This is a genomic window from Bacillus sanguinis (assembly GCF_018332475.1).
Taxonomy (GTDB): domain Bacteria; phylum Bacillota; class Bacilli; order Bacillales; family Bacillaceae_G; genus Bacillus_A; species Bacillus_A sanguinis.
Window position 1 is genome coordinate 1 of record NZ_BOQB01000131.1, and the last position, 23,797, is coordinate 23,797.

Genomic DNA, 23,797 nt, shown 5'->3' on the forward strand with positions numbered 1-23,797 from the left:
TATTAATAAAAATTTTATAGTGAGGTGTTTATATGAAAAAAGCAATTAGTTTCTTTCTCCTTTTGTTATGCCTAATCGTAGTAAATGAAACGTACGCCTATTCACCAAAATCTTTACCAATCTCCCAAAACTCTGATCAATGGCAAGTGAATATTGATGAACCAAAAAAAATAAGCAAAAAGATGCTTCAAACTAAAAAAGATGAATTTCAAACATATCAATTTTCAGTAAAAAATGTCGGAAACAGTGAAGTATATAACGTACAAGTCGAAGTATTCCGCAACGAGCCAAAAACGAATACGAAATATGAACTTTTCTCACGAAAGGAAAGTCGCTTAGCAAGTGGAAAAACTGGATTTGAACATGCTAATTTTCCAGTTGCTACAAAAGCAGATGAGGTTGATGTAATTATTACATGGCAAGAACACCCTTTCCGCTCTATGAGAAATGGTCAAAAAGTGGAGTCTAGAAAATTTAAAGAGCATTTTGTTTTTAAAGACAAAAAAAATAAATGAAATGCGAATAAATTCACACTAACATTCATATAGCTTACTTTACTAGTACCAGTTCTAAAGCAAATTAAAAAGTCGTGGCTTATCAATGCCACGACTTTTTATATTAATTCGTACTAATTCCTCTCGCTGCCCAAATACGATCAATATCAGCAGCGTGTTGTCCGCCGTATAAAAGAGCATCTGCTTGCTTAATTGCTTTTGCTCCATCGCTAAATTTAGAGTTTGGTGTTAATGACCAATGTGATTGTAAAATAATTTTTGTTGCTACATCACGGCCAAAAGCTTGTGCCATCTCATACTGTCCTTGTGACCAAATTTCCCCATCAGCATGTACTTGATTTTTTAAATCTTTCGGATACACTTTATTCGTATCCAACCGGCGCAGGCATGTTGGATCTGAACTAGAATAAGCCGCCGCATCCCACTCTCCAACACATGCTTTTCCGTACCCTGTAGTCGATACAGCATCTTCATACGTAGCACCTAAGAAGTCACCAAATCCTTCTCCCATCGCTCCGCCTTCTGCTGAACTACCAAAGCCAGGAACTTGGTTATCTTGAATCGAATGCCCGTATTCATGTGCGATAATACCAGCATCTTCTGCATCATCTACTCCGCCAGTACCGAAAGTTAAAGCTTTCGTTGTCGGAGAATAAAATGAATTATCAGCCGTCGTTCCATTCACATTCACTTTAATAGAGCGATTATTAATATTTTTAAAACCTAACCCTTGAATGTAACGCTGTAATGTATCGATATGATAATACGACATAACATCTTCAAAGCTATCATTTGCGCGTGTATAGTTAAATTGTAAATTTGCAGATTTTGTTTTTGCTTTTGAAGAAATCGTTACATACTCTCCAATTAAAAATCCTGTCCCATCTAACCCTTTTAACGTAACAGTCTTCAATTGATTCGTTAACGCTGTTGAATCTGCATCGTTATTATCTTTTAAACCTACTTTACTACCGCTAGATACGATTGGGTTAGGTAAGAATACTTTTCCTGATCCTTCTACTTTACGGTTTATATCAACTTTTTTAATTAACTTTCCATTTTCTGCATCAATAAATGTTTCCCATGCACCAAACGGGTTATTAGAATGGACTACAACTTTATATACTGGACGAGCAATTCCTTCTTCCACAATATATCCGAATTCTTTCTCTGTAGGAGCCCATAAGTTTTGCTCACTTGCTTCTCCAACATATGCCATTGATTTTTGTATTGCATCTTTTTCACTAATTTTTGTCGTTACTTCCTTCACACCTTTAACGGATTGATAATCAGAAACAGCAAGTACTCCTTTTCCCTCTCCGTTAAGAGTAACTGTAATCTGTTTTGAAAATACAGGTGCACCATTCACAACTTGTTGGAATCTAACATATGAAGCTACTGACGTTTCTGTTGTAGAAATATATTGCAAGTCTGAAAGGTCTGCTTTTAATCCATACTGCGCAGCATTTTCTTTTAAATATTCAGTTGCTTTTTTCTGTGGCGAATAAGCTTCCATCTTTACTTGTTTCTTTGTCTCTACTGCAGAAACAGTAGAAAGCGTCCCCATTACTAATGGCACAGTCATCGCCATTGCCACCATTTTTTTATTAAACATAGAACCACTCCCCCTAATAAAGTAGCTCAACCTTTCCCCATTCCCACTAGGCAATCATTCTTTACAAAATGGATGGATAAAAATTGAATCTACGTTTAATTCTCTATAAACAATTCTATTACCTTTCCATTTAGGGTGAGTGAAAGTTTCTCAATATTTATGTGTAAAGTAAAAACAATACTTTAGAAATAAATTTCTAAATCCATTCCTTCCCCTTAAAACTTTTCAAATTACTGTGTAAAAAAACAGGTTATTTTTTACCTAACGATAGGTTGAAAAAATCAATTATGAGTGATACGATTTAAATAACATTTTTAGGAGGATCAATTATGAGTAAAAGTGAAGAAACACTCTCTTCAATAATGGAAGCAAGTTATCGCCTTTTTGCTAAGTATGGTATTGCTAAAACAACTTATATGATGATTGCTGAGGAGGTTGGTATCGCAAAACCATCTATATATTACTACTTTAAGTCTAAAGATGCCTTAATTGAATGTATGTTTACTGAATTATGTAAAGCTATGCAGTTCTCTTTGTATTTTCATACAGAAGAGTTTACGAAAACAAATTTTATTGAAAAATGTATTGCAACTGGCTTTAAAATAATTGATGAACAGCGAAACGATCCTTATTTTAATCGTGTGTTGCAAGAGTATGTATTACTATCTTCAAGAAACGATATGTACAAAGATCGATTACTAACTGTGCAAACAGAATATTTACAAGGATTTGAATCACTCCTTACAAAAGCAAATGAACTTCAATTAATTGAAAATGAAAATCTAGTTTCAAAAGCTCATATGTTAGCTTTAGTGCTTGATAATCTCGGGAATTTTATGATGATTGATGCAAATATAGATTATAAACAAATTTGGATTGAAGCTGTAAATAGCATTTTTGAAAGAAGGGATTGAAGTGAATACACAAAAGCGCATTATCGGCTTAGATTTTGCTAGAGCTTGGGCGATGTTCGGGATGTTACTTGTTAATTTCATGGTAATAACAGGCGCGGAAGGCAATGGTCCTCCACTGTTGAGAACCTTTATGTCACTTTTTGAAGGCAGAGCTTCTGCCTTGTTTGTTATACTTGCAGGCATTGGTATAACTTTAATGACTAGATCAGCTGTTGCTAGCAATGAACAAATAAAAATTTCTAATAGCCGAAAGATCATATGGAAACGATCATTATTTTTATTTATTTTAGGATTACTACTATATGTACTTGAGTGGACTGGAGATATATTACATTACTACGGTATTTATCTTTTCCTTGCTGCATTCCTCATTACTTTACGTAAAAAATTATTACTCTTACTTTCTATCATTATTTTAATCATCGCACAATATCTGCAGCTTACATTCAATACCTTCGAAGGTTGGGGAGGTCCTACTCCCTTTATAAACTATATAGATTTCTGGACAATAAAAGGTTTTCTTCGCAATTTATTCTTTAATGGCTATCACCCTATTTTCCCTTGGTTCTCGTTCTTCTTAATCGGTATGATAATTGGCAGGTTAGATCTTCATAATAAGGGAATTAAAGAAAGATTACTCTTATTTGGTGTTACAATTACAATACTGACAGAACTTTTATCAAAAGGACTTACACACTTCTTTATTCCATACATCGGGAAAGAAGCAGCTACATTTTTGTTTAATACAGGACCCATTTTACCAAATGTATTATACATTTTATCTGCTACAGGATCCGCTATTACTACATTAATCATTTGTCTCTATATCGCTGAAAAATATGAAAATAATTGGTTTGTCATTTCCATTGTACAAACCGGACAATTAACATTAACTCATTATGTAAGTCATGTCTTTATCGGTATTGGAGCATTGATTCTCTTAAATAGAATGGAACATCAAACACTACTTTTCGTTTTATTATTTTCTACTTCATTTTTCATTTTCAGCATTTTAATTAGCGTGTTATGGAGAAAGAATTTTTCTAGAGGTCCTATCGAATGGATTATGCGGAAAATAGCCGGATAAATTCCCATCATACAAAAAGGAAGTTGGAATCATTCCAACTTCCTTTTTCCTTTAATTAGCTGCACTTAATTTAATTCTAAGTTTTGTTTCACCTAAAGATAGTTCATCGTCTTCATTCGTTAAATGACCAAATGTAAACTGCTTAACGAGTAAATTTTCTTCTAATAAACCTTTATGATTCGCTAATGTTCGCTGTAGTTCTTCCTCTGTATCAAGAATAACATCGACTCGTAAATTAACCGGTAAATTTAGTTGCTTACGATATTCTTGAACCGCTCGAATAAATTCACGTGCTACTCCTTCTTGTAACAATTCTTCCGTTACATTCGTATCTAACATAACTGTATATTGTCCGTTAGTCGTATTAGAAAATCCTGATTTCGCAATTTTCTCTACTAATACATCTTCAGCTGTTATCACTACTTCTTCTCCTGGTGTAGCTTCGTAAACTGCTCTTTCTGAAGATACAAATTTTTGTACTTCTTCTTTTGATAATTGTTTTAGCCAGCCATTTAATGCATTCACATTTTTACCAAACTTTGGCCCAGCTGTTTTAAAATTCAGCTTTAATTGATAGGACGTGTATTTCGTTTCATCAAGTTCAACATGAAAGGCCTTCACATTTAACTCATCCATGACGATATCACGATAAGATTCCCAATCCATATCATTTTCATTATGTGCCAGTAATACAAGTTCTGCTAACGGCTGTTTTACTTTTAAAGAATGCTGATTACGGTTACTTCTTCCAAGTTCTACAACTTGTAAAACAGCATCCATTTCCGCTTCTAATTTCGGCTGAAGTAGTGATTCATTTACAACTGGATAATCCTCTAAATGAACGCTACTTCCAGTTAAATTCAAATGAATATCTTCAGCGACAAACGGTGTAAATGGTGCAATTAACTTACTAATTGTCACAAGCACTTCATGAAGTGTCTCATACGCAGCTGCTTTTTCAGCATTCATACCAGATTCCCAGAAGCGATTACGTGATCTTCTTACATACCAGTTACTTACTTCATCTACAAGTGCCGCGATTTCACGAGCTGCATTCGTAAATTGATAATCATCAAGTGCTGTTCTTACCTTTTTCGTTGTGCTATGCAATCTTGATAATACCCATTCATCCAATTTCGTTCGCTTTACATCATACGTTTCATTTGGATTATACTCATCTAAATTTGCATATAAAACGTAGAAGCTATACACATTGACTAATGTATCTACAAATTTAGATTTTGCTTCCAGTACTGTTCTTTCAGAAAAACGCTTCGCATTCCACGGAGCACTGTCAACGAGTAGCGCCCATCTTAAAGCATCTGCACCAAACTGATTTACTAAATCAACTGGATCTAGTGCATTCCCTTTACTTTTAGACATTTTCTGTCCTTCCTCGTCTAGAACATGCCCCAGTGATAACACTCGTTTATACGGTACTTTTCCTGTATATAGTGCTGATACAGCTAACAAACTATAAAACCAGCCGCGTGTTTGATCAATTCCTTCTGCAATTACATCTGCTGGAAACTGTTCTTCAAATAACTCTTTATTTTCAAACGGATAATGATATTGCGCAAATGGCATCGAACCACTATCAAACCAAACATCAATTACTTCTGGTGTACGATTCATTGTCCCTCCGCATTTTTCGCAGCTAACTTGCACTTCGTCAACATATGGCTTATGCAATTCTAAATCTTCAGGTGTTTCTTTCGTACTATGCTTTCTTAAATCAGCAATGCTTTTCGGTGCGAATTGATGATCACAACTTTCACATTCCCATACGTTTAATGGTGTTCCCCAATATCTATTTCGGCTAATATTCCAGTCCACCATGTTTTCTAAAAACTTACCAAATCGTCCATGTTTCATATGATCTGGATACCAAGTAACAGTATCGTTATTTTGTAAAAATGTATCTTTAATTGCAGTCGTTCTGATTAACCAGCTTTCACCTGCATAATAAAGTAGTGGTGAATCACAGCGCCAACAATGTGGGTAACTATGTTCATACTTTTCTTTATGATAAAGTAAACCTTCCTTCGCTAAATAACGAACGATATCTACGTCACAATCTTTTACAAATTTCCCTTTCAAAAATGGTACTGCTTCTGTATACTCACCTTTTTCATCTACAACATGTAAGAATGACAATCCTTCACTTTGAACAACTCTATAATCGTCCTCTCCGTATGCTGGAGCGATATGAACGAGTCCTGTACCACTATCTGCCGTTACAAAATCTGCTCCGATAACGCGGTAACCATTTGTAACTTCTTTCATTGGAAACGGTGCTGTATAAGAAGTATTTAATAATTCTTCTCCTTTATGAACAGATAATACTTCATAGTTTTCTTTTAATACATCTTGTACACGTTCTTTCGCAACAATGTATACATGACCTTCTTGTTTTGCTTTCACGTATTCCATATTTGGATGTACAGCTAGTGCAACATTTGCTGGAAGTGTCCAAGGTGTTGTTGTCCAACCTAGGAAATATTCATTTTCACTATCTTTCACTTTAAACTTAACTGTTGCACTTAAATCTTTTACTGTTTTATACCCTTGGGCAACCTCATGTGAACTTAGTGAAGTTTGACAACTTGGGCAGTATGGTGAAACTCTATGCCCTTTATACAATAACCCTTTTTCATGAATCGTCCCTAAAATATGCCATACACTTTCGATATATGGATTCTCTAACGTAACGTATGGATTATCCATATCTACCCAATAACCGATGCTTTCAGTGAATTCACGCCACTGTTTCTCATAAGTGAATACACTCTCTTTACACTTCTGAATAAACGGCTCAATTCCATATTCTTCGATTTCATGTTTACCAGAAATACCGAGTTGCTTCTCCACACCTAATTCTACCGGTAAACCGTGTGTATCCCATCCCGCTTTTCTTAACACTTTATAACCAGCCATCGTTTTATATCTTGCTACTACATCTTTAATTGTCCGTCCAAGTGCATGCCCGACGTGTGGTAAACCATTCGCCGTTGGTGGTCCTTCATAAAACACGAAAGACTGTGCGCCTTCTCGATTCTGAATTGATTGCTCGAAAATGCTTTGCTCGTTCCACTGTTTACGAATACGTGTTTCTCTCCCTACAGCTGACTCTTTTACATCTACTTTCTTCATCTACAATCACTCCTTTTGAATGTTTTAAAGCACACAAAAAACCCGTCCCTATAAAGTAGGGACGGGTTTACCCGCGATACCACCCTAATTCTATTAGCTCTCCACTAATAGCACTTAGCAACGTACGATCATACGTGTTCTTTGTAACGGTAGACACCCGTCCGAGCTTACTTATTTTCAGCCTCGGCTCCTCGGAGATGATTTTCAAATAACGTCTGCACACCGGCTTTCAGCAACATACCGGCTCTCTGGAGAACAGTACACTATTTTACTCTTTCTCGTCTTCAGATTTGTATACTTTATTAAAAGCTATTTTATGCCATTGGGCAATGAATTGTCAACTAATTCAAAATATATTTTTATTTATACCCTTTTTCGCGATTCTTATACAATTACTTTTCAAATTCTCGTAATGCTGCTAAATTTTCATCATCCTCGATAAGTTCAGCAAAAAATCCCGACTCATCCTCACGAAGGACAAATTCAAGCTCTTCCTTCGCCTCTTCCTTTCTGTTTAACTGCGCTAAATAACAAGCACGATTATATCTTGCTAACAGATCACTCTCATCCATTGTTAATACATCATTTGTTATTTTTTCTGCCTTTAGTGTTTGTCCGGCACCATGATACGAAGATGCTAAAGAAAGAAGAATTGCTGTTTCATTTGGATGATGTATAGAAGCATTTTCTAGGACATGAATTGCCTCTTCAAACCTTTCTTGACTTCGATACATCTCTCCTAAAGAAAGAAACGCTCTACTTACAAACGGTGTTTGCTCCGTTAATTGTAAGATAATCTTTTCTGCTTTTCTTTCTTCTCCTATTTTAAAGAATACTTGTGCCTTCAGAAGAAGCGTATCATAATCATCTGGTAACTCTCGAACCATTTGCTTCGTTAATTCCGAAGCATCCCGTAACATATCTTCTTCCTCACACTCTATGAAAAGATTTACAAGCAGCTTCGCTACATCGTAATCCCATTTATTTTCTAACGATGTTTGTAATACATCTATCGCCTCTTTATACATTGCCACATTCTCGTAAAATAGTGCAAATCGCTGTGCTGCTATACTATTTTTCGGATTTAACTTTAACGAAATTTCATATAAATCAATGATTGTAGTAATAATCGAAATTTCTTGCGCACGGTTTTTCATACGATAAAAAGCTCTCGTAATTATGGATTTCTTCGGCTGTTCATTTTGTTGACGTTCAATCCATCTTTCCGTCACCGCAGATGCAGCATACATAAATGCCATACTTCTCTCTGCCTTCTTCACCTTTAATGTATGAAGAAAATCTCGTATGTTAGACAATTTCTTATGTTGTTCTATCGCTTTTACATACACATCAAATATACGTTCATTATTCGCATCTTTTTGTATCACTTTCATTGCAATTTCAATTGCTTTTGCATTTCTTTTTTTCACTAACACTTTTACATAATGGTATAGAACCTCTATATGCTCACCATCTAATTGCAGTGCTTCTTCAATCCATGCCTGTTCTTTATCTATTTCATCCATCGCTCCATACACATATGCAATTGCATCTAATCGCCAGATTTCAGGTACTTCGTCTGCTAATTGTTCTAGTTCAGTCAGCAACTCTTCCTGAAGATTCATTTCTACTGAAAGCTGTGCCAAATATTCCATATTAATATGCAACGGCTCTTCTTTCATCGCCTGAACCATATGACTTTGTTCTTTAGAACGATTTTCTTCTTTTTCGTATATTTCCGCAAGCTGTAAATGTACACCTACGAAATTCCCATCAAGCTCTAAACATCTTTCATACGCTTGTTTTGCTTCCGTCAATTGCCCTAATAGCATAAGTGTTTCACCAATTCGGTAATACGGTAATGCCGTTTCCTTTTGTTCTATCGCCTTATTATATCTTTTCATCGCTTGGCCGTACTGTCCAATCGATTCATATAAAATACCTGTATAACAGCCGTATTCACTTACTTCATTTCTTTCTTTCTGTAACGTTCTTAAGAATGCTATACCTCGTTGTACAAATACTGTTCCTTTAATTCGATTCACATATTCATCTAACGCACTTGCTACATTATATTCGCTCTGCTTTATACCACTCTCTAACTTAGACAATGCTACTTTAAACCCTTCTTCACTTCCACCAAGTTCAACCTCTGCATCCCATAACACCATTCCCGCATTCATAAGAAAATCTTGGCTCTTTTCAATTTGCTTTTCAATACCGAGTATATATTGTTTTGCTTCCTTGTATTGTTCTCTTGCCATATAAACTTGCGTAAGTCCAAAGTGAGAATAAACATCATCATGATTTTCTTCCAAAGCACGAGTATACAATGCTTCTGCTTCTTTCAGACTATCATTTTGAAAATGATAGTCACCGAGTTTTACGTATAGAGGTGCCTTATCGTCACAATTCTCAATACCTTTTAATAAAATTTCTTTTGTGCTTTCCTCATCCTTCAAATCAGACTCGTATATTTCCGCAAGCTTCGTATAAATGTAAGGTGCATTACTATCTAAATGAATCGCTATTTTAAGCCCTTTTATCGCTAAATGTAATTTCCCTAAATGATGCGCACATCTCGCTCTTTCATACCATACATGCGCCTCATTTTTATACTCTCTTAATAGATCATTAAAGATTTCATACGCTTCTTCATATCTTTCTAAATCGATTAATATTAAACCGTGATTCGTTAACGTGAATCTTTCAGGACTACGCTCTAAAGCAACTTGAGAAAACTGCAACGCCTTTTCAGATTGATCGATATACATATATGATAAAGCGAGAAAACTCCAAGCAATTGGCTGATCCGCGTCTAATTGTAACGAGGAACGAAAGCTTGAAATTGCTTCTATATAACTTTCCTGCTCAAAAGCATACCTTCCGTTTATTAAATGATATAAGGCACGATTATTTTTCTTCTCAACACTCGCGAGCATTTGTCCAGCTTTTTCTAATTCTTGAAGGCGTATAAAGCACTGTGCACCATGCAATTTAACAAAATCTGAGTTCGGAAAATTCTCCATTAACTTTTCAATACAAGATAAAATAAACTCATTATCTACTTCAACATCTAAATGCTTAACCGTATATAACCACGTATTTGGATTATCACTCGTCTCTTTTAAAAATTGTACTAAGTTATGAATCCCCTCATTATCATGTTCATCTAAATGATCCGTAAGAGAAAAAATAGATTTAAAATAATGATTTTCTTCTTCATTTAAAAATGCTAGTTGCTCTTTCTTTTCTTTCGGAACAAACGTAATCGCTAAACACCCTGTGTAACGATATTTTTCTTGCAACTTACTATATTCCACAATGACTGGTTCTATAAAGTTTGGATCTTGAACATAAAAAGCTTGTAACGTATCATCATATCCAGCTAGCACTTGCACATGTGAAGCATGCTCTATATCTATACTTAATAAAACAGGTATCCCTTCATCCAGTAGTCTCTTATAATTTTCCTCATTCCCTTTAAAATAGCGATATTCATAACCTAATTCTTCTAAATAAGAAACAGTATCTGAAAACTTCGAGCCTGTCATATCAAAAATAAACTCTGCTATTTCATCCTGTGTACGTTTTTCTCCCCATAATTGCAACATCATTTCTAAACTTGTCGGAACACAATAATTATCCTTTTGTACAATTGGGACTATCGGTAAATGAAGCTTTTTTCCATCTGGATTTTTTTCTAAATTATGATATAAAGACTCTTTTAAACTTTTTTCTTCTTTTAATAACTGTTGTAAATCTACAAGTTTATTCATTTTGTAAAGCGCTTCTGCACGTAAATGTACAAAGTAAGTTTTATACGCATGATAAGGAAGCTGATTGTTTATGTTATCTATTACCGCTAACATCTCTTCATACTTCCTTAGATCTAATAAATATTTCACCTTCTCAAAATGAAAATATGGTACTTGCGGGAACTTTACAATCGCATCATCAATTAGCTGTAATGCACGTTTTTGTTCTCCTTGATTCGCATATAACTGTGATAATAAATAGATAGATAGCTCTTCACAATCTTTATGCTGCATGCCAGCTATAAATTGCTCTTCTGCTTTCTCCCATTCACCTGTATGCATATAGACGTAGCCCCATTTATCAAATACAGCTCGTGCACTATACTCCTCTGCCTTTTGCATATACATTAGGGCTTCTTCATTTCGTTTCATTTCCAACAAACATCGTACTAACGTAAAATATGTTTTCGCTAAAAGATCAACTTCTATTTCTTCTTGATTTACCACTTCTAATGATTCTTTTAACAACTGTTCTACTTCAAGTATTTTCCGCTCATCAATTAACTCATCACAATATAAAGAGAGCGTTCTCATATTTGGGAATTTTTTGTAGGCGTAGCGAATGAGGAATGAACTGTATTGGTGCATAAGCCCTTCGTCAGTAAGACGGATTAATATGTCAAACTCCTTATGTGAAGGAATATTAGCAAGCCAACTCTTCAAATAAGATAAAGTATTCTTTTCTTTTATATATGAAATTTCATTATTTATTTCCTGTAATCCATCTAAAAATCTCTTGTCTTTCAAACAAGCATCTAACTGCTTAAAATCTAGCATGTATTCACCTCGAATAATTATTTATACTGCTACTTGCTTAGATTTTACACATCATATTGTAGGTATTCAACTAAAATCTCCTATAGTGGATAGTATTATTTAATATTATTCGGATTTATAACAAAATATAGTAAAAATGATTGTTTTTCTCCATATTTTGTTTGATTATATGGAATAACGTAACATGAGGTTCTTATCTTTTGGCAGATCAAATCTGTGCAAGGAATTATATCGGCGATAATTCAAATATATCAGCGATTCTTTTGTTTTATCGACGATTTTCAGAATATATCTACCGATACTTAACTTATATCAGCGATTATATGTCGAATATCGACTCATCGGCATTAAACGACACTTTTCATCGTATTGCTACACTTTAACTTACTATTTCACCAAATGTAATTTTCATATTTGGAGCATATACTAAAGAGGAATGTAAATGAAATGCTTTAAAAAAGCGTAGTTCAGCTTCATATTGAGCTAGCGCATCATCATATGTTAATCCTCTACCCATTAAACGTTCTATAAATTGCTGTTTATCACCCGGATCGCCCGCAATTCCCTCTTCTTTTAATGAATGATACAAATCGTTTTTATTTTTGTGATGTATATTAGAGTCTAAAAAATTTACTTTATCGCTCACTCGACACTCAATATTTTTCACACCTAATTCACTTAAATACATCGGTATTTTCATGCCGATATTGCCATTTTTACCATTTCTCCTCTTATCACTTTCAAATAATTTTTGCAAAATACCTAGCTGAATAATTTCCGATTGCTCCTCCCCATCTAACACATATGAAGACATATTTGAAATCCAATGTGGTTCAAAACAGATTATTTTACCACCATCCTTAATTGACTGTATCATTTTCTCTAGCATCGTTTTTGGTGAACTCATATGTAATAAGAAGGCCTGACAGATTGCTATATCGTATGTATCTTTCAATTTAATTTCTGTAGCATCTCCCTCAAGAAATTCTGACTCATACGGAAGTAAATGAAACAACTCTCTTGCTTCAGCTAGTAATGTTTCTCCACTATCAATGCCTGTATACTTTGACCCTTCTGGAAGTAAAGGCATTAATACTAAGCCTAAATAACCATATCCACAACCGTAATCAACGATATGTACTGGCTTAGTAATCCTCCAAACTGTATTTACTAAAAAGCTTACATAATCGTCATTGTAATATAAATCTCTTGTATTTTTTAAATATGTTAGCTTACTGTTCCAATCGTACGTTTCCAAGATTAACGCCTCCTTTTATATACACCTATTACAATTCTCCATTTAACAAAAACATTCCTACACTTTAAACCATCCCTCAAAAATATAGTTTTGATAATGTGAAAATACTACTTACACCGTTCCTATACAAAATAAAAAGGTATACATATCTGTAATGATACATACACCTTTTTATGTTACATCTCCTCAGGAGCTTCCACTCCAAGTAAACGTAATCCCTCTTTTAATACAACCGTCACAGCATACACTAATGCCAGTCTACTGTCTTTTTCGGCGTTTTCATCTAATATACGCACATTTCCATAATATTTATTAAACGATTGTGCCACATCTAATACGTATTTCGAAATAACCGATGGCTCATTTTTGTTACATGCTGCTTCAATTACTTCTGGGAATTTGTTTAGTAATTTTACGATATTCCAACTATAATCATCTTTTAAGGTAAACGTACACGTTTCAAATTCTACACTTTCTTTTCTTAAAATAGAGCAAGCACGTGCATGTGTGTATTGTACGTACGGGCCTGTTTCCCCTTCGAATTTCAGCATATTTTCTAATGAGAATTCAATATTATGCATACGCTCGTTTTTTAAATCGTGGAAGATAACTGCGCCAACACCGACTTGCTTTGCTACTTCTTCTTTTTGTTTTAAGTTTGGATTTTTCTCTTCAATATTTTGTTTTGCAAGGTCAATTGCTTCCTCAAGTACTTCTTCAAGTAAAATAACTCTTCCTTTACGTGTCGACATTTTCTTACCATCTTTTAAAATGAACCCAAACGGTACATGTTCCATGCCGTCAACCCAATTGTAGCCAAGCTTTTTTAATACCGTGAAAAATTGATTGAAGTGTAGACTTTGTTCCGGTCCAACCACATATAACGCTTTATCAAACGAATATGTGTTTTGACGATATAACGCTGCCGTTAAGTCACGCGTTGCGTAAATCGTCGCACCATCTGATTTTCTAATTAAGCAAGGCGGCATGCCCTCTTCTTCTAAATTAACGACTAATGCGCCTTCTGACTCTTCAAGTAAACCATGTTCCTCTAAAATCCCAATAAAGTCTTCCATTAAATTATTATAAAAAGCTTCTCCTTGAAAATTAGTAAATTCCACACCGAGAAGTTCATAAATACGAGAAAATTCTTTTAAGGATTCGTGGCGGAACCAATTCCAAAGCTCAACAGCTTCTTCATCACCTTCTTCTAATTTCTTAAACCAAGCACGCCCTTCTTCTTCTAGTTCTGCGTCGTCTTTTACCTCTTCATGAAATTGAACGTATAACTTAAATAATTCACGTATTGGATCCTCTTTAACTACTGCTTCATTTCCCCATTTTTTATAGGCAGTAATTAACTTTCCAAACTGTGTTCCCCAATCCCCAATATAATTAATTCCTACAACTTCATAGCCACATTTTTCAGCGATATGTTTCAGTGAATTTCCAATCATTGTAGAACGTAAATGCCCCATTGAAAAAGGTTTCGCAATATTAGGAGAGGAATAATCGATAACTACAGTCTTTTCACATCCAAAGTGATTTTGACCGTACTCTTCTTTCTCCGCTAAAACCGTTTTTAATACATTATCACTTACCGTTTCACGATTAAAAAAGACATTTATATAAGGACCAACAGCCTCTACTTTCGTAAAAAATGGATCACTTAATTTCTCCGCAACTTCTTTTGCGATAATAGCTGGTGATTGTTTATATTGCTTCGCAAGTGAAAAACATGGAAATGCTGCATCACCGAATTCATCTTGTTTCGGTATTTCAATTAAATCTAAAATTTGATTTTGCGTTAATTCATTCGTAAAAATATCGGATAAACTTTCCGCAAACTGCGTTTTATAATCCATACTATATAACCTCCTTATTTTTTTAAACACAAAAAACTCGTCTCTAAAAAGAGACGAGTTTAAACCCGTGGTACCACCCTTGTTGTTCATTACGAACCACTTTCCCGTTTATAACGAGGACAGGGGGCCTCGGCTTACTCTACTATTCGTTCAAGAAGCATCTCAGAAGTGCGCTTCATCTTTTTCTTCCGCACTAGGCTCACACCATCCCTAGCTCGCTTTCCTTCTAAAAAAGACTACTCTCTTCATCACCGACAGTATATTTAATTAATTATTGCTTATTATACATCTTTTCACACAATTAGCAAGGGTCAATTACACCAAAGTGAAACTTAGCACTTTTCCTTTTGTATACGTGAAAATTGTGTTTTTCAAACCTAGAACTACGAAAATGATCTTTTAAAACGACACGTTTTCTCGCCACTCGTTTTGCCTCCGCAATTGTTTCATCAGTAATATCATGATACAAAGCGAAGTGTTTTAATCCTTTTATTCCATCGGATTCTATGACAGTTTCTTCAAACATTGGATCAAGGTAAACGACATCGTAACTATTGTCTTCACAGTGCGCTAAAAATGAAAAGTGCTCCGTTTGCTTTACTTGGATTCTTTGCATTGCTTCATCGATTTCAGAAACAGATGAAGACCATGTTTTCAAACCATTTCTCATGATATAAGCCATATATTCATTGCCTTCAAGTCCTGTTACTGTTCCACTTTCACCAACAACATAACTAGCGACAATACTATCTGATGCCATACCGAGTGTACAATCTAACACTGTCATTCCGCTCTCTAATTTAGCAGCTTGTACAAACGGATCGTGTTCTCCGCGCATTAACCTTTTCACACGAAACATCGCTGAGTTCGGATGAAAGAAAAATGATTCTTCCGTACCTTTCGGATAAATAGCTAATCGATTTTTTCCTACAACAAGTACATCTTGTCCATATTGCTCATGCAGTTTATGTACTGGTATGTCGCTACGTTTAACGAATGAACCATTTAATTCTGCCGCTACCTTGTTTGCATAATCTGTCATTTCTTTATTTGTTCTTCCCGCTGTTGTTACGATCATTGTTTCACCTCTATATAAAGAAAAGAGGGAGATTTACTCTCCCCCTTCTTTAGCAATTCTTTTCGAAAGCTTGCTCTAAGTTCGTAATAATTTCATCCATAGTTGCACCTTCAATTTCATGACGGTGAATGAAGTGAACAACTTCTTTTCCTTTTAATAATGCCATAGATGGTGAAGATGGAGGAATTTCTCCGAAGTATTCACGCATTTTTGCAGTAGCATCTTTATCTTGACCTGCGAATACAGTTACAAGATGATCAGGTTGTTTTTCAGCACGAACAACCGCTTGACCTGCTGATGGGCGTGCTAACCCAGCTGCACAACCACAAACTGAGTTTACAACTACTAAAGTAGTACCTGTCGTGTTTTCCATAAATTCTGTTACAGCTTCTTCTGTAGTTAACTCTTCAAACCCAGAACGCACTAATTCTTGACGCATTGGGATTACCATTTGGCGCATGTATTCTTCATAAGCATTTGACATCTTGTAATCTCTCCTTCAACTTTCATTCCAAATTCATCATATCACGCTCTATTACTAGGTGCAAAAGAAAGATTACGATGATTTCATTTTTTTGTAGGGATTTCACAAACCCCACCGCGGCAATGTCCAACTGGGACAAGTTTTCTATTGTTAGCGATATAATCGTATACTTTACTTCCAAATCCAAGTACGATAGATAACTTTATAAAAGGCACGGCAAACCAATAAGATGGAACAGCCTTTGCTAATACATGTATGCTATGAATTCCGTCATACCACTTATTATTTTTTAAAATATACAATCTTTGTTCCATCTTGCTTTGTAGTTCTTGAGAAAGTTCATACTTCTCAACTACATCTTCATCTCGAAATGAAACAAATTTCATCTTACACTTTTTATCTAATTTTTTCGTACGTTCTGCAACCGCTGTACACATTGGACACCAACTATCATAGAAAACAATCATACATTATTCCCCTTTACGAGACTCCGTCATTTGTTTCCATACAGAACCTTTTGCTTCTTCTCCGCCTTCAATACGCTCTAATGCTAGACGTGCTTGCATCGCTACTTCAAACTCTGGATCATCTTGCGCTGCTTTTAATGCTGGAATTGCACTTTCATCTCCAAGTTCAAATAAGAACATAGCTGCACGCCAGCGTACTAATTTACTTGAATCTTTCAGAGATTTAATCATAACGAACATCGCTGCAGGATCACCTACGTCTGATAAGCAATCGCCAGCTGTACGGCGAACACTTACTGAACGATCTAATAACGCTTTATATAATAACGGCAATACATCATCACCTTTTACCATACCTAAATACGCTGTTGCTAAACGGCGGATTGAAACTTTTTCATCATCTAACGCCATCTTCAGCACTGAAATATCTTCTTCCGTAGGATCCATTTGCTCTAATGCTGCAAAGCGATTTTTCCAGTCAGCATCTTTCATCATCTCTTCTGTTACTTTATATGGCTCACGCTTTTGAATCGTTACTTCAACAGCACCTGCCTGATTTAATAATTCTTTAACCGTTTCATTTACACGTTCTTCTGAATACGCAGCAACAATCTCTTCTACTACTTCTTTCCCGATTTCTTCAAAATTACCGTAACGTGTACTTTGTTCCACCCATTTACGTTCTTTTACAACGTTTGGTGCAGACATTTGAACTTTCATAATTGATTCTTTAAAACGGTCAGGTAAACCAACACGTTCTTCCGATGTTCCATCTGTTAACTTTACTTGCATTGGAATTGTAAAGAACATTTGAACAAACACTTTCACTTCCCCAAAATGAGCAAGTTGTTGTTCTTCACTTTCTTCTACTACCTCTTCGCCGAAAACAGCACGAACTTGTTGTAATAAAACTTTCCAGTCAAACTTCGCATTTCGCTCCACTGCTAAAAAGTCGGCTACATGATATACACCTTTAATGCCTTCAATTTTCAAAATTTCTTGCACTTGCATTGGTGCTTGTTCTTTATTTTCATTTGTATAATTATTACGCGCTCCTGATGGTAATACTTCATTCAAAATAACTTTCATTGTATTTGGACTTGGCGTCGGTTCAATTGCTTTAATCTTCACGTAAAAAACTCTCCTTTATTGCGTGTTCTTAGCTGTATTGTAACATGTTATCACTCTATACTCCTACTCGGATGCTTTATTTTGCTGATTTCTTTCCACCATCATACTTTAATTTCCTCAAGTCCTTTCTTATTGTGATGCCCCCTCCCGCCTTCTCTCCAAAAAGGTAATACTCTCAATCACAACTTCAGTTCTATATATTCTCTTGCCTTGTTCATCATCGTAATTACTCGTCTGAATACGCCCTGTAATCCCAACAAGTGATCCCTTCTTACAATATTCAGTTACATTCTCAGCCGATTTTCGCCAAACGACACAATTAATAAAATCGACTTGTTGTTCACCTAAACTATTTCGAAATCCTCTATTCACCGCAATACATATTCTTGCATAAGCAACGCCTTGTTTTGTGTAGTATAATTCTGGCTCCTTTGTCAATCTACCAATTAATACAACTCGATTCATCATAAGTTATACCACCTCACATATTTTTCTTCATTGTAAGGAGAAGTATTTGAATAGTAAAAAGCACAAAATGATATATCCGTAAGTAAAAAGTATTATTTTAGACCTTACAAAACAAAAAAAGAAACCATACATAGTTCAAACATGTATGGTTTCAAAATTTATTACACTTCAGTACAAGATATGTAATATCCTCCGCGAGCCATCTTTATTTCAGCACGGTACATTACATTTTCTAAGTAAAAAGTAATCGGTTTAACTTTACTCTCAAATTTTAGTCTTTCATTGCATTCAGTTGCATATCCTTCAATCGCTGAAGTAATAACTTTTGATGATGGATACGTTAAAGCTTCATCTAGTTCTATGAAAAAACTTTTAGAAAATAGTTTTTTCATAATCCCCTTCTTCTCTTTCATCATATTCCATCTCCTTCACTTCAAATTGCTATCATCCATATTATACCATACATTCAATATATCTTTGAAAATAAAAAAATCCTGCATTTTTCATGCAGGATTTTTTTATTAGTCATTTTTCGTAAAGTACGAAACGAAACGAAGAATTTCTAAGTATAACCATACTAATGTAAGCATTAGTCCCATCGCAGTATACCACTCCATATATTTCGGAGCTTGACTACGTACACCATTTTCGATTAAATCGAAATCTAGTAATAAGTTTAATGCAGCAACTACAATAACAACTGCACTAATAATAATACCGATTGTACCACCTTGGTGAATGTATGGAACAGTTACACCAAACATATTTAGTAGAAATACGACTAAATACATAACCATAATTCCAAGTGTTGCTGCCATCACGCCTGTACGGAATTTATCCGTTACTTTTACTACGCGTGTTGCATATAACACTAACATTGCAAATAGAATTGAGATTGTTAGTAATACAGCATTTAAAACGATAGAATCGCCAAATTTCATTGTATAAACTGCTGAAATACTTCCTAACACAACCCCTTCTACCGCTGCATAGATTGGTGCACCAAAAGGTGAAATACGCGGGAAGAACATAGACGCAAATGCGATGATTGCCGCAACGATTAAAGCACCAATTAATACTGGCATCTTCATCGTCCCCTGCATCATCTGTATGTATGAATAGACAGACGTTGCAAGTAGCAAGATAAGCATAATAAACGTTTTGCCTACTGTTCCGCCAATCGTCATCGCAGAAGCGCTTGCTCCCTCTTTACGGAATGCCTCTTTTTTCAACATTGGATTAGATGTTCTCATTTTTTCCCTCCTAAAATAGGTTCTACCAATAGTGTAAAGTTTTTCTCTTTACTTTTCAATATATGCAGCTTGTTTTTATTTTAATCCTTCAACGATGTCTGATAGTTCACTCCATCTTTCCATCGTTTTTTCTAGCTCTTCTTCTGTTTTCTGCTGTGCTTCAGATAATTCTTGTGCCTTTGTGAAGTCAGATCCAACTTTCGCAAGTTCTTCTCCAATTGACTCAATTTTCTCTTCTAGTTCGGCAATTGTATCTTCAATTGTTTCCCATTCACGCTGCTCATTGTATGAAAGTTTACGTTTACGTTGTTGTTTCGGAGCTTCTTCTACCACTTTTTTCTCTTTTTGAACTTCCGCCTTCTCAATAAGTTCTTTCGTCTTTTCCATTTCTAAAAAGTCCGTATAACTACCTAGGAATTCACGCACTTCGCCTCCACCACTAAAGATGAACAATTCATCTACTACTTTATCTAAGAAGTAACGGTCATGCGATACAGTTAAAACGACACCTGGGAAATCTTCTAAATAATCTTCCAGTACTGTTAATGTTTGTGTATCTAGATCATTCGTAGGTTCATCAAGTAATAGTACGTTTGGTTCTCCCATTAAAATACGTAATAAAAATAAACGTCTTCTTTCACCACCAGATAGTTTACCAAGTGGTGTACCATGTGAATGCGTCGGGAATAAGAAACGTTCTAGCATTTGAGATGCACCAATTACTTTTCCATCTGTCGTATGAATAACTTCTGCAATCTCTTTAATGTATTCAATCATACGCTGATTTAAATTCATCTCTTCATTTTCTTGCGTATAATAAGCGACTTTTACAGTTTGTCCTACTTCAACTTCACCACTATCAGGAGATAGCTTACCTGCAAGCATATTTAAAAGAGAAGATTTCCCGCTTCCATTCGCTCCGATAATCCCGATACGATCGCCCGGCTTCACTATATGATTAAAGTTGTGTAATACCGTTTTATCACCGAATTTTTTCGTTACATCTTTTAACTCAAGTACTTTTTTGCCAAGGCGACTCCCGCTAAGCGCAATATCAACTGACTGCTTTGCAGCTGGTCCTTCTTGACCTTTTAACTCATCAAATCGTTGAATACGTGCTTTTTGCTTTGTCGAACGAGCTTTTGCACCACGTCGAATCCATGCTAGTTCGCGGCGGTATAAGTTTTGACGTTTTGATTCTTGCGCAATTTCTTGTTCTTCACGAAGTGCTTTCGCTTCTAAAAATGTACTATAGTTTCCTTCGTAACTGTATAGTTTACCATTGTCTAATTCAAAAATACGATTCGTCACACGATCTAAGAAATAACGATCATGGGTTACAAGTAATACGGCACCATTATATCTTGCTAAATATTCTTCCAACCATTCAACTGTCTCATGGTCAAGATGGTTCGTAGGCTCATCCAAAATTAATAAATCAGGTGTTTCAATAAAACATTGCGCCATTGCAATACGCTTTTTTTGTCCACCAGATAGGTTTCCAACAGTTGCTGTGAAATCAGTAATTCCTAATTTCGTTAATAACGATTTTGCATTCGCATTTGCTTCCCATGCACTCATTGCATCCATACGTTGCTGCACTGCAAATAATTGTTCCTGTACTTTTTCATTACTTGGATCTTTTTCGATATGTAATAGTGCTTTTTCATAATCACGAAGAAGACGAATTAAAGGTGTATCACCATGGAACACTTGCTCTAATACTGTTAGTTTTTCATCAAACTCTGGTTGCTGTGATAAATAACTAATTGTATACCCACGTGAATGCGTCATATCACCTGTATCAGGGGTTTCTAATCCTGCAATTATTTTTAATAATGTCGATTTACCCGTTCCGTTTACACCGATAATTCCAACACGTTGTCCTTCTGTAATACTACATGATAATCCATTAAATAACGGCTTTTCTCCATATGATTTTGATAAGTTCTCCACAGTTAACATTTTCATATTTGTGCATTCCACTCTTTCATAAATTGTTCAATAAACTGTTCCATATAACGATGACGAATTTCAGCCTCTTGTTTTGCTGCATTCGTATTCATTAAATCTTTTAATTTCAAAAGTTTTTCATAAAAATGATTTAAAGATGGATCGTTATTTTTTCTATATTCATCTTTCGTCATCACTTCACGCGGAGGAATAGTTGGATCATACATTAATCTCCCTTTCGCTCCACCATACGCAAATGTGCGAGCTATTCCAATTGCTCCAAGGGCGTCTAAACGATCCGCATCTTGAACAAGCTTCCCTTCAAGTGAATCCACTTTACCGCCATGACCACCTTTATAAGACATATTGGCGATAATATGAAGAACATGTTTACTTTCCTCTTCTTCTACATGTAACTCTTCTAACCAATCAGAAACTTTTTTCATTCCTTCTTCTTCACTTTCATTTAACTTCTCATCTGCCACATCGTGAAGTAATGCTGCCATTTCAATTATAAAACGATTTCCCCCTTCTTGCTCGGATAAAGAAATCGCCAGTTTATGTACGCGTTCAATATGATACCAATCATGCCCACTCGCATCTTTTTCTAAAATATGTTTTACAAAAGTAATTGTTTTTTGAATCTTTTCTTGTTTTGTCATTTTATCTTCACCCAGTTACTTATTGTAACACGCCCACATTTTTTCATCACATATTTTCTTGTCCGCCCATACACTGAGTGGTAAGCATCATCATGAAGGAGGAATAAATATGTTCTATAATAATCAACCGCCTTATCCAAGGCAACCATTTTACCCTCAACAACAAGAACAAAGATACACAGAACAATACGAAGAACAAGAGTTACAACAGCAAGAACAACAATATGAACAAAATCCATACGCAACACCGCAAAATCAGGAACTTCAATATCCACAAAATCCATATACAGCGCCGCAAACTCAAGAACAACAATTTCAACAAAACTCATACGACACACGTCCAAATTATGAATATCCTCAAAATCCATATGCAGCACCGCAAAATCAGGAACTTCAATATCCACAAAATCCATATGTAACACCACAAACTCAAGAACAACAATTTCAACAAAACCCATACCCAACTCAGCCACAACAAACTCAATATCAACAACAAATGTATCAACCAAACTACGACGCACGTGTCTCACCACCTAAACCGCCAACATTAGATATTACACAACCACAAATTTTACCGCCTGGACCAACACTGGATATTACACAGCCTCAAATCTTACCACCTGGACCAATTACAGAACCAACGCAACAACAGATTCAACAAGTTGTCGGTACACAGTTCTTACCTTTAAAGAAACCTGTACTAGATTTCGTAAAACCTTGGGTAGATTATGGTTTAAATGAAGCGAAACATACATCACACAAACACGCTCTAACAGAAGTTGCTGCGATTATGTTTTTAGTTGGGAAAGGATTTAATCCGACAATTGCGCATTATATTGTAGAATCTTGGGAGAAGAATGAGCAGTTTTAGGGTTGTTTATTTTTTATTAAATAAAACTATAAAAGTGTCACAAGTGCCTGTTATACAAGCATTTGTGACACTTTTTATTTGTTATATTATATTCTATTCCAAAAGGGAATTTCATATTTTTTCACGTGTTTTTATATTATTTGTGAGCAAAATGTGAGCAAATAATAGCCTTTTAATTAAACTGTATTAGACCAATTTTTATTTTATACAGATGCCCCTTAATATAATCTGAATTTTATATATTTACATTTTTTCTTTTTATTTCATAATTTTAAATGGGAATGGGAGGAGAAAAATGGTTCAAATCAAAGTAACACCTGAAATGCTAGAAGAAGTTGCAAATCGTGCAAGTAACACCCGAATCGCATTAGAATCTATACATAATAATTTATGTAATGAAATAGATCAATTGTGTTTTCAATGGATTG

19 protein-coding genes and 2 other annotated features are annotated in these 23,797 nt (G+C 35.2%); of the genes, 5 read left to right on the forward strand and 14 right to left on the reverse strand.

Annotation, left to right across the window (positions count from 1 at the left end):
• The first annotated feature begins 32 nt into the window (after positions 1–32).
• The gene (locus KI369_RS15485; protein ID WP_212956542.1) at positions 33–515 is read left to right on the forward strand and encodes a YozF family protein; all 483 of its coding nucleotides are present in this window, start codon (positions 33–35) and stop codon (positions 513–515) included.
• A gap of 103 nt (positions 516–618) precedes the next feature.
• On the opposite strand, the gene KI369_RS15490 is transcribed toward KI369_RS15485, so the two are convergent.
• Positions 619–2,130 carry a M36 family metallopeptidase gene (locus KI369_RS15490; RefSeq protein WP_212956543.1) on the reverse strand — a complete coding sequence of 504 codons (1,512 nt, stop codon included), beginning with the start codon at positions 2,128–2,130 and terminating at the stop codon, positions 619–621.
• Between the two features lie 329 nt (positions 2,131–2,459).
• Between KI369_RS15490 and KI369_RS15495 the strand changes: the two genes are divergently transcribed.
• Together KI369_RS15495 and KI369_RS15500 are read left to right on the forward strand one after the other, a co-directional pair.
• The gene (locus KI369_RS15495) at positions 2,460–3,044 is read left to right on the forward strand and encodes a TetR/AcrR family transcriptional regulator (protein WP_212956544.1); all 585 of its coding nucleotides are present in this window, start codon (positions 2,460–2,462) and stop codon (positions 3,042–3,044) included.
• A gap of 1 nt (position 3,045) precedes the next feature.
• Positions 3,046–4,131, forward strand: coding sequence for a DUF418 domain-containing protein (locus KI369_RS15500; RefSeq protein WP_212956545.1), 1,086 nt, complete (start codon positions 3,046–3,048; stop codon positions 4,129–4,131).
• A gap of 51 nt (positions 4,132–4,182) precedes the next feature.
• On the opposite strand, the gene ileS is transcribed toward KI369_RS15500, so the two are convergent.
• The 13 genes from ileS to KI369_RS15565 form a co-directional block, all read right to left on the reverse strand.
• A complete protein-coding gene (ileS, locus tag KI369_RS15505; protein WP_212956546.1) occupies positions 4,183–7,284 on the reverse strand; it encodes an isoleucine--tRNA ligase in 3,102 nt (1,033 codons plus the stop codon).
• Between the two features lie 54 nt (positions 7,285–7,338).
• Positions 7,339–7,578 (reverse strand) — a binding site (T-box leader).
• Between the two features lie 98 nt (positions 7,579–7,676).
• A complete protein-coding gene (locus tag KI369_RS15510; protein WP_212956547.1) occupies positions 7,677–11,879 on the reverse strand; it encodes a bacteriocin-processing peptidase family protein in 4,203 nt (1,400 codons plus the stop codon).
• 379 nt (positions 11,880–12,258) lie between these two features.
• Positions 12,259–13,137, reverse strand: a complete 879-nt coding sequence (locus tag KI369_RS15515) for a class I SAM-dependent methyltransferase (RefSeq protein WP_212956548.1) — start codon at positions 13,135–13,137, stop codon at positions 12,259–12,261.
• Positions 13,138–13,313: 176 nt separating this feature from the next.
• Positions 13,314–15,002 carry an arginine--tRNA ligase gene (gene argS, locus KI369_RS15520; protein WP_212956549.1) on the reverse strand — a complete coding sequence of 563 codons (1,689 nt, stop codon included), beginning with the start codon at positions 15,000–15,002 and terminating at the stop codon, positions 13,314–13,316.
• A 46-nt stretch (positions 15,003–15,048) separates the two neighbouring features.
• Positions 15,049–15,263 (reverse strand) — a binding site (T-box leader).
• A gap of 40 nt (positions 15,264–15,303) precedes the next feature.
• Complete coding sequence (locus KI369_RS15525) at positions 15,304–16,080, reverse strand: class I SAM-dependent methyltransferase (RefSeq protein ID WP_212956550.1); 777 nt, start codon at positions 16,078–16,080, stop codon at positions 15,304–15,306.
• Between the two features lie 49 nt (positions 16,081–16,129).
• Positions 16,130–16,564: a BrxA/BrxB family bacilliredoxin gene (locus KI369_RS15530; RefSeq protein WP_000063712.1), complete on the reverse strand. Its 435-nt coding sequence runs from the start codon at positions 16,562–16,564 to the stop codon at positions 16,130–16,132.
• Positions 16,565–16,647: 83 nt separating this feature from the next.
• Complete coding sequence (locus tag KI369_RS15535; RefSeq protein WP_212956551.1) at positions 16,648–17,031, reverse strand: thiol-disulfide oxidoreductase DCC family protein; 384 nt, start codon at positions 17,029–17,031, stop codon at positions 16,648–16,650.
• 3 nt (positions 17,032–17,034) lie between these two features.
• Positions 17,035–18,162 (reverse strand): conserved virulence factor C family protein, encoded by a 1,128-nt coding sequence (locus KI369_RS15540; protein ID WP_212956552.1) that lies wholly within the window; start codon positions 18,160–18,162, stop codon positions 17,035–17,037.
• A 129-nt stretch (positions 18,163–18,291) separates the two neighbouring features.
• The gene (locus KI369_RS15545; RefSeq protein ID WP_212956553.1) at positions 18,292–18,630 is read right to left on the reverse strand and encodes a single-stranded DNA-binding protein; all 339 of its coding nucleotides are present in this window, start codon (positions 18,628–18,630) and stop codon (positions 18,292–18,294) included.
• Positions 18,631–18,791: 161 nt separating this feature from the next.
• The gene (locus KI369_RS15550) at positions 18,792–19,046 is read right to left on the reverse strand and encodes a DUF4318 domain-containing protein (RefSeq protein ID WP_000975140.1); all 255 of its coding nucleotides are present in this window, start codon (positions 19,044–19,046) and stop codon (positions 18,792–18,794) included.
• Positions 19,047–19,151: 105 nt separating this feature from the next.
• Complete coding sequence (locus KI369_RS15555) at positions 19,152–19,883, reverse strand: Bax inhibitor-1/YccA family protein (RefSeq protein ID WP_001260655.1); 732 nt, start codon at positions 19,881–19,883, stop codon at positions 19,152–19,154.
• 75 nt (positions 19,884–19,958) lie between these two features.
• Positions 19,959–21,854, reverse strand: a complete 1,896-nt coding sequence (locus KI369_RS15560; protein WP_212956554.1) for an ABC-F family ATP-binding cassette domain-containing protein — start codon at positions 21,852–21,854, stop codon at positions 19,959–19,961.
• Positions 21,851–22,498 carry an HD domain-containing protein gene (locus tag KI369_RS15565; protein WP_212956555.1) on the reverse strand — a complete coding sequence of 216 codons (648 nt, stop codon included), beginning with the start codon at positions 22,496–22,498 and terminating at the stop codon, positions 21,851–21,853. The genes KI369_RS15560 and KI369_RS15565 overlap by 4 nt, the downstream gene beginning before the upstream one ends.
• Before the next feature lie 109 nt (positions 22,499–22,607).
• Here KI369_RS15565 and KI369_RS15570 point away from each other — a divergent pair, with 109 nt between their 5' ends.
• Positions 22,608–23,369: a hypothetical protein gene (locus KI369_RS15570; RefSeq protein ID WP_212956556.1), complete on the forward strand. Its 762-nt coding sequence runs from the start codon at positions 22,608–22,610 to the stop codon at positions 23,367–23,369.
• Positions 23,370–23,664: 295 nt separating this feature from the next.
• A partial coding sequence (locus KI369_RS15575) for a WXG100 family type VII secretion target (RefSeq protein ID WP_212956557.1) occupies positions 23,665–23,797 on the forward strand: 133 nt, incomplete at its 3' end.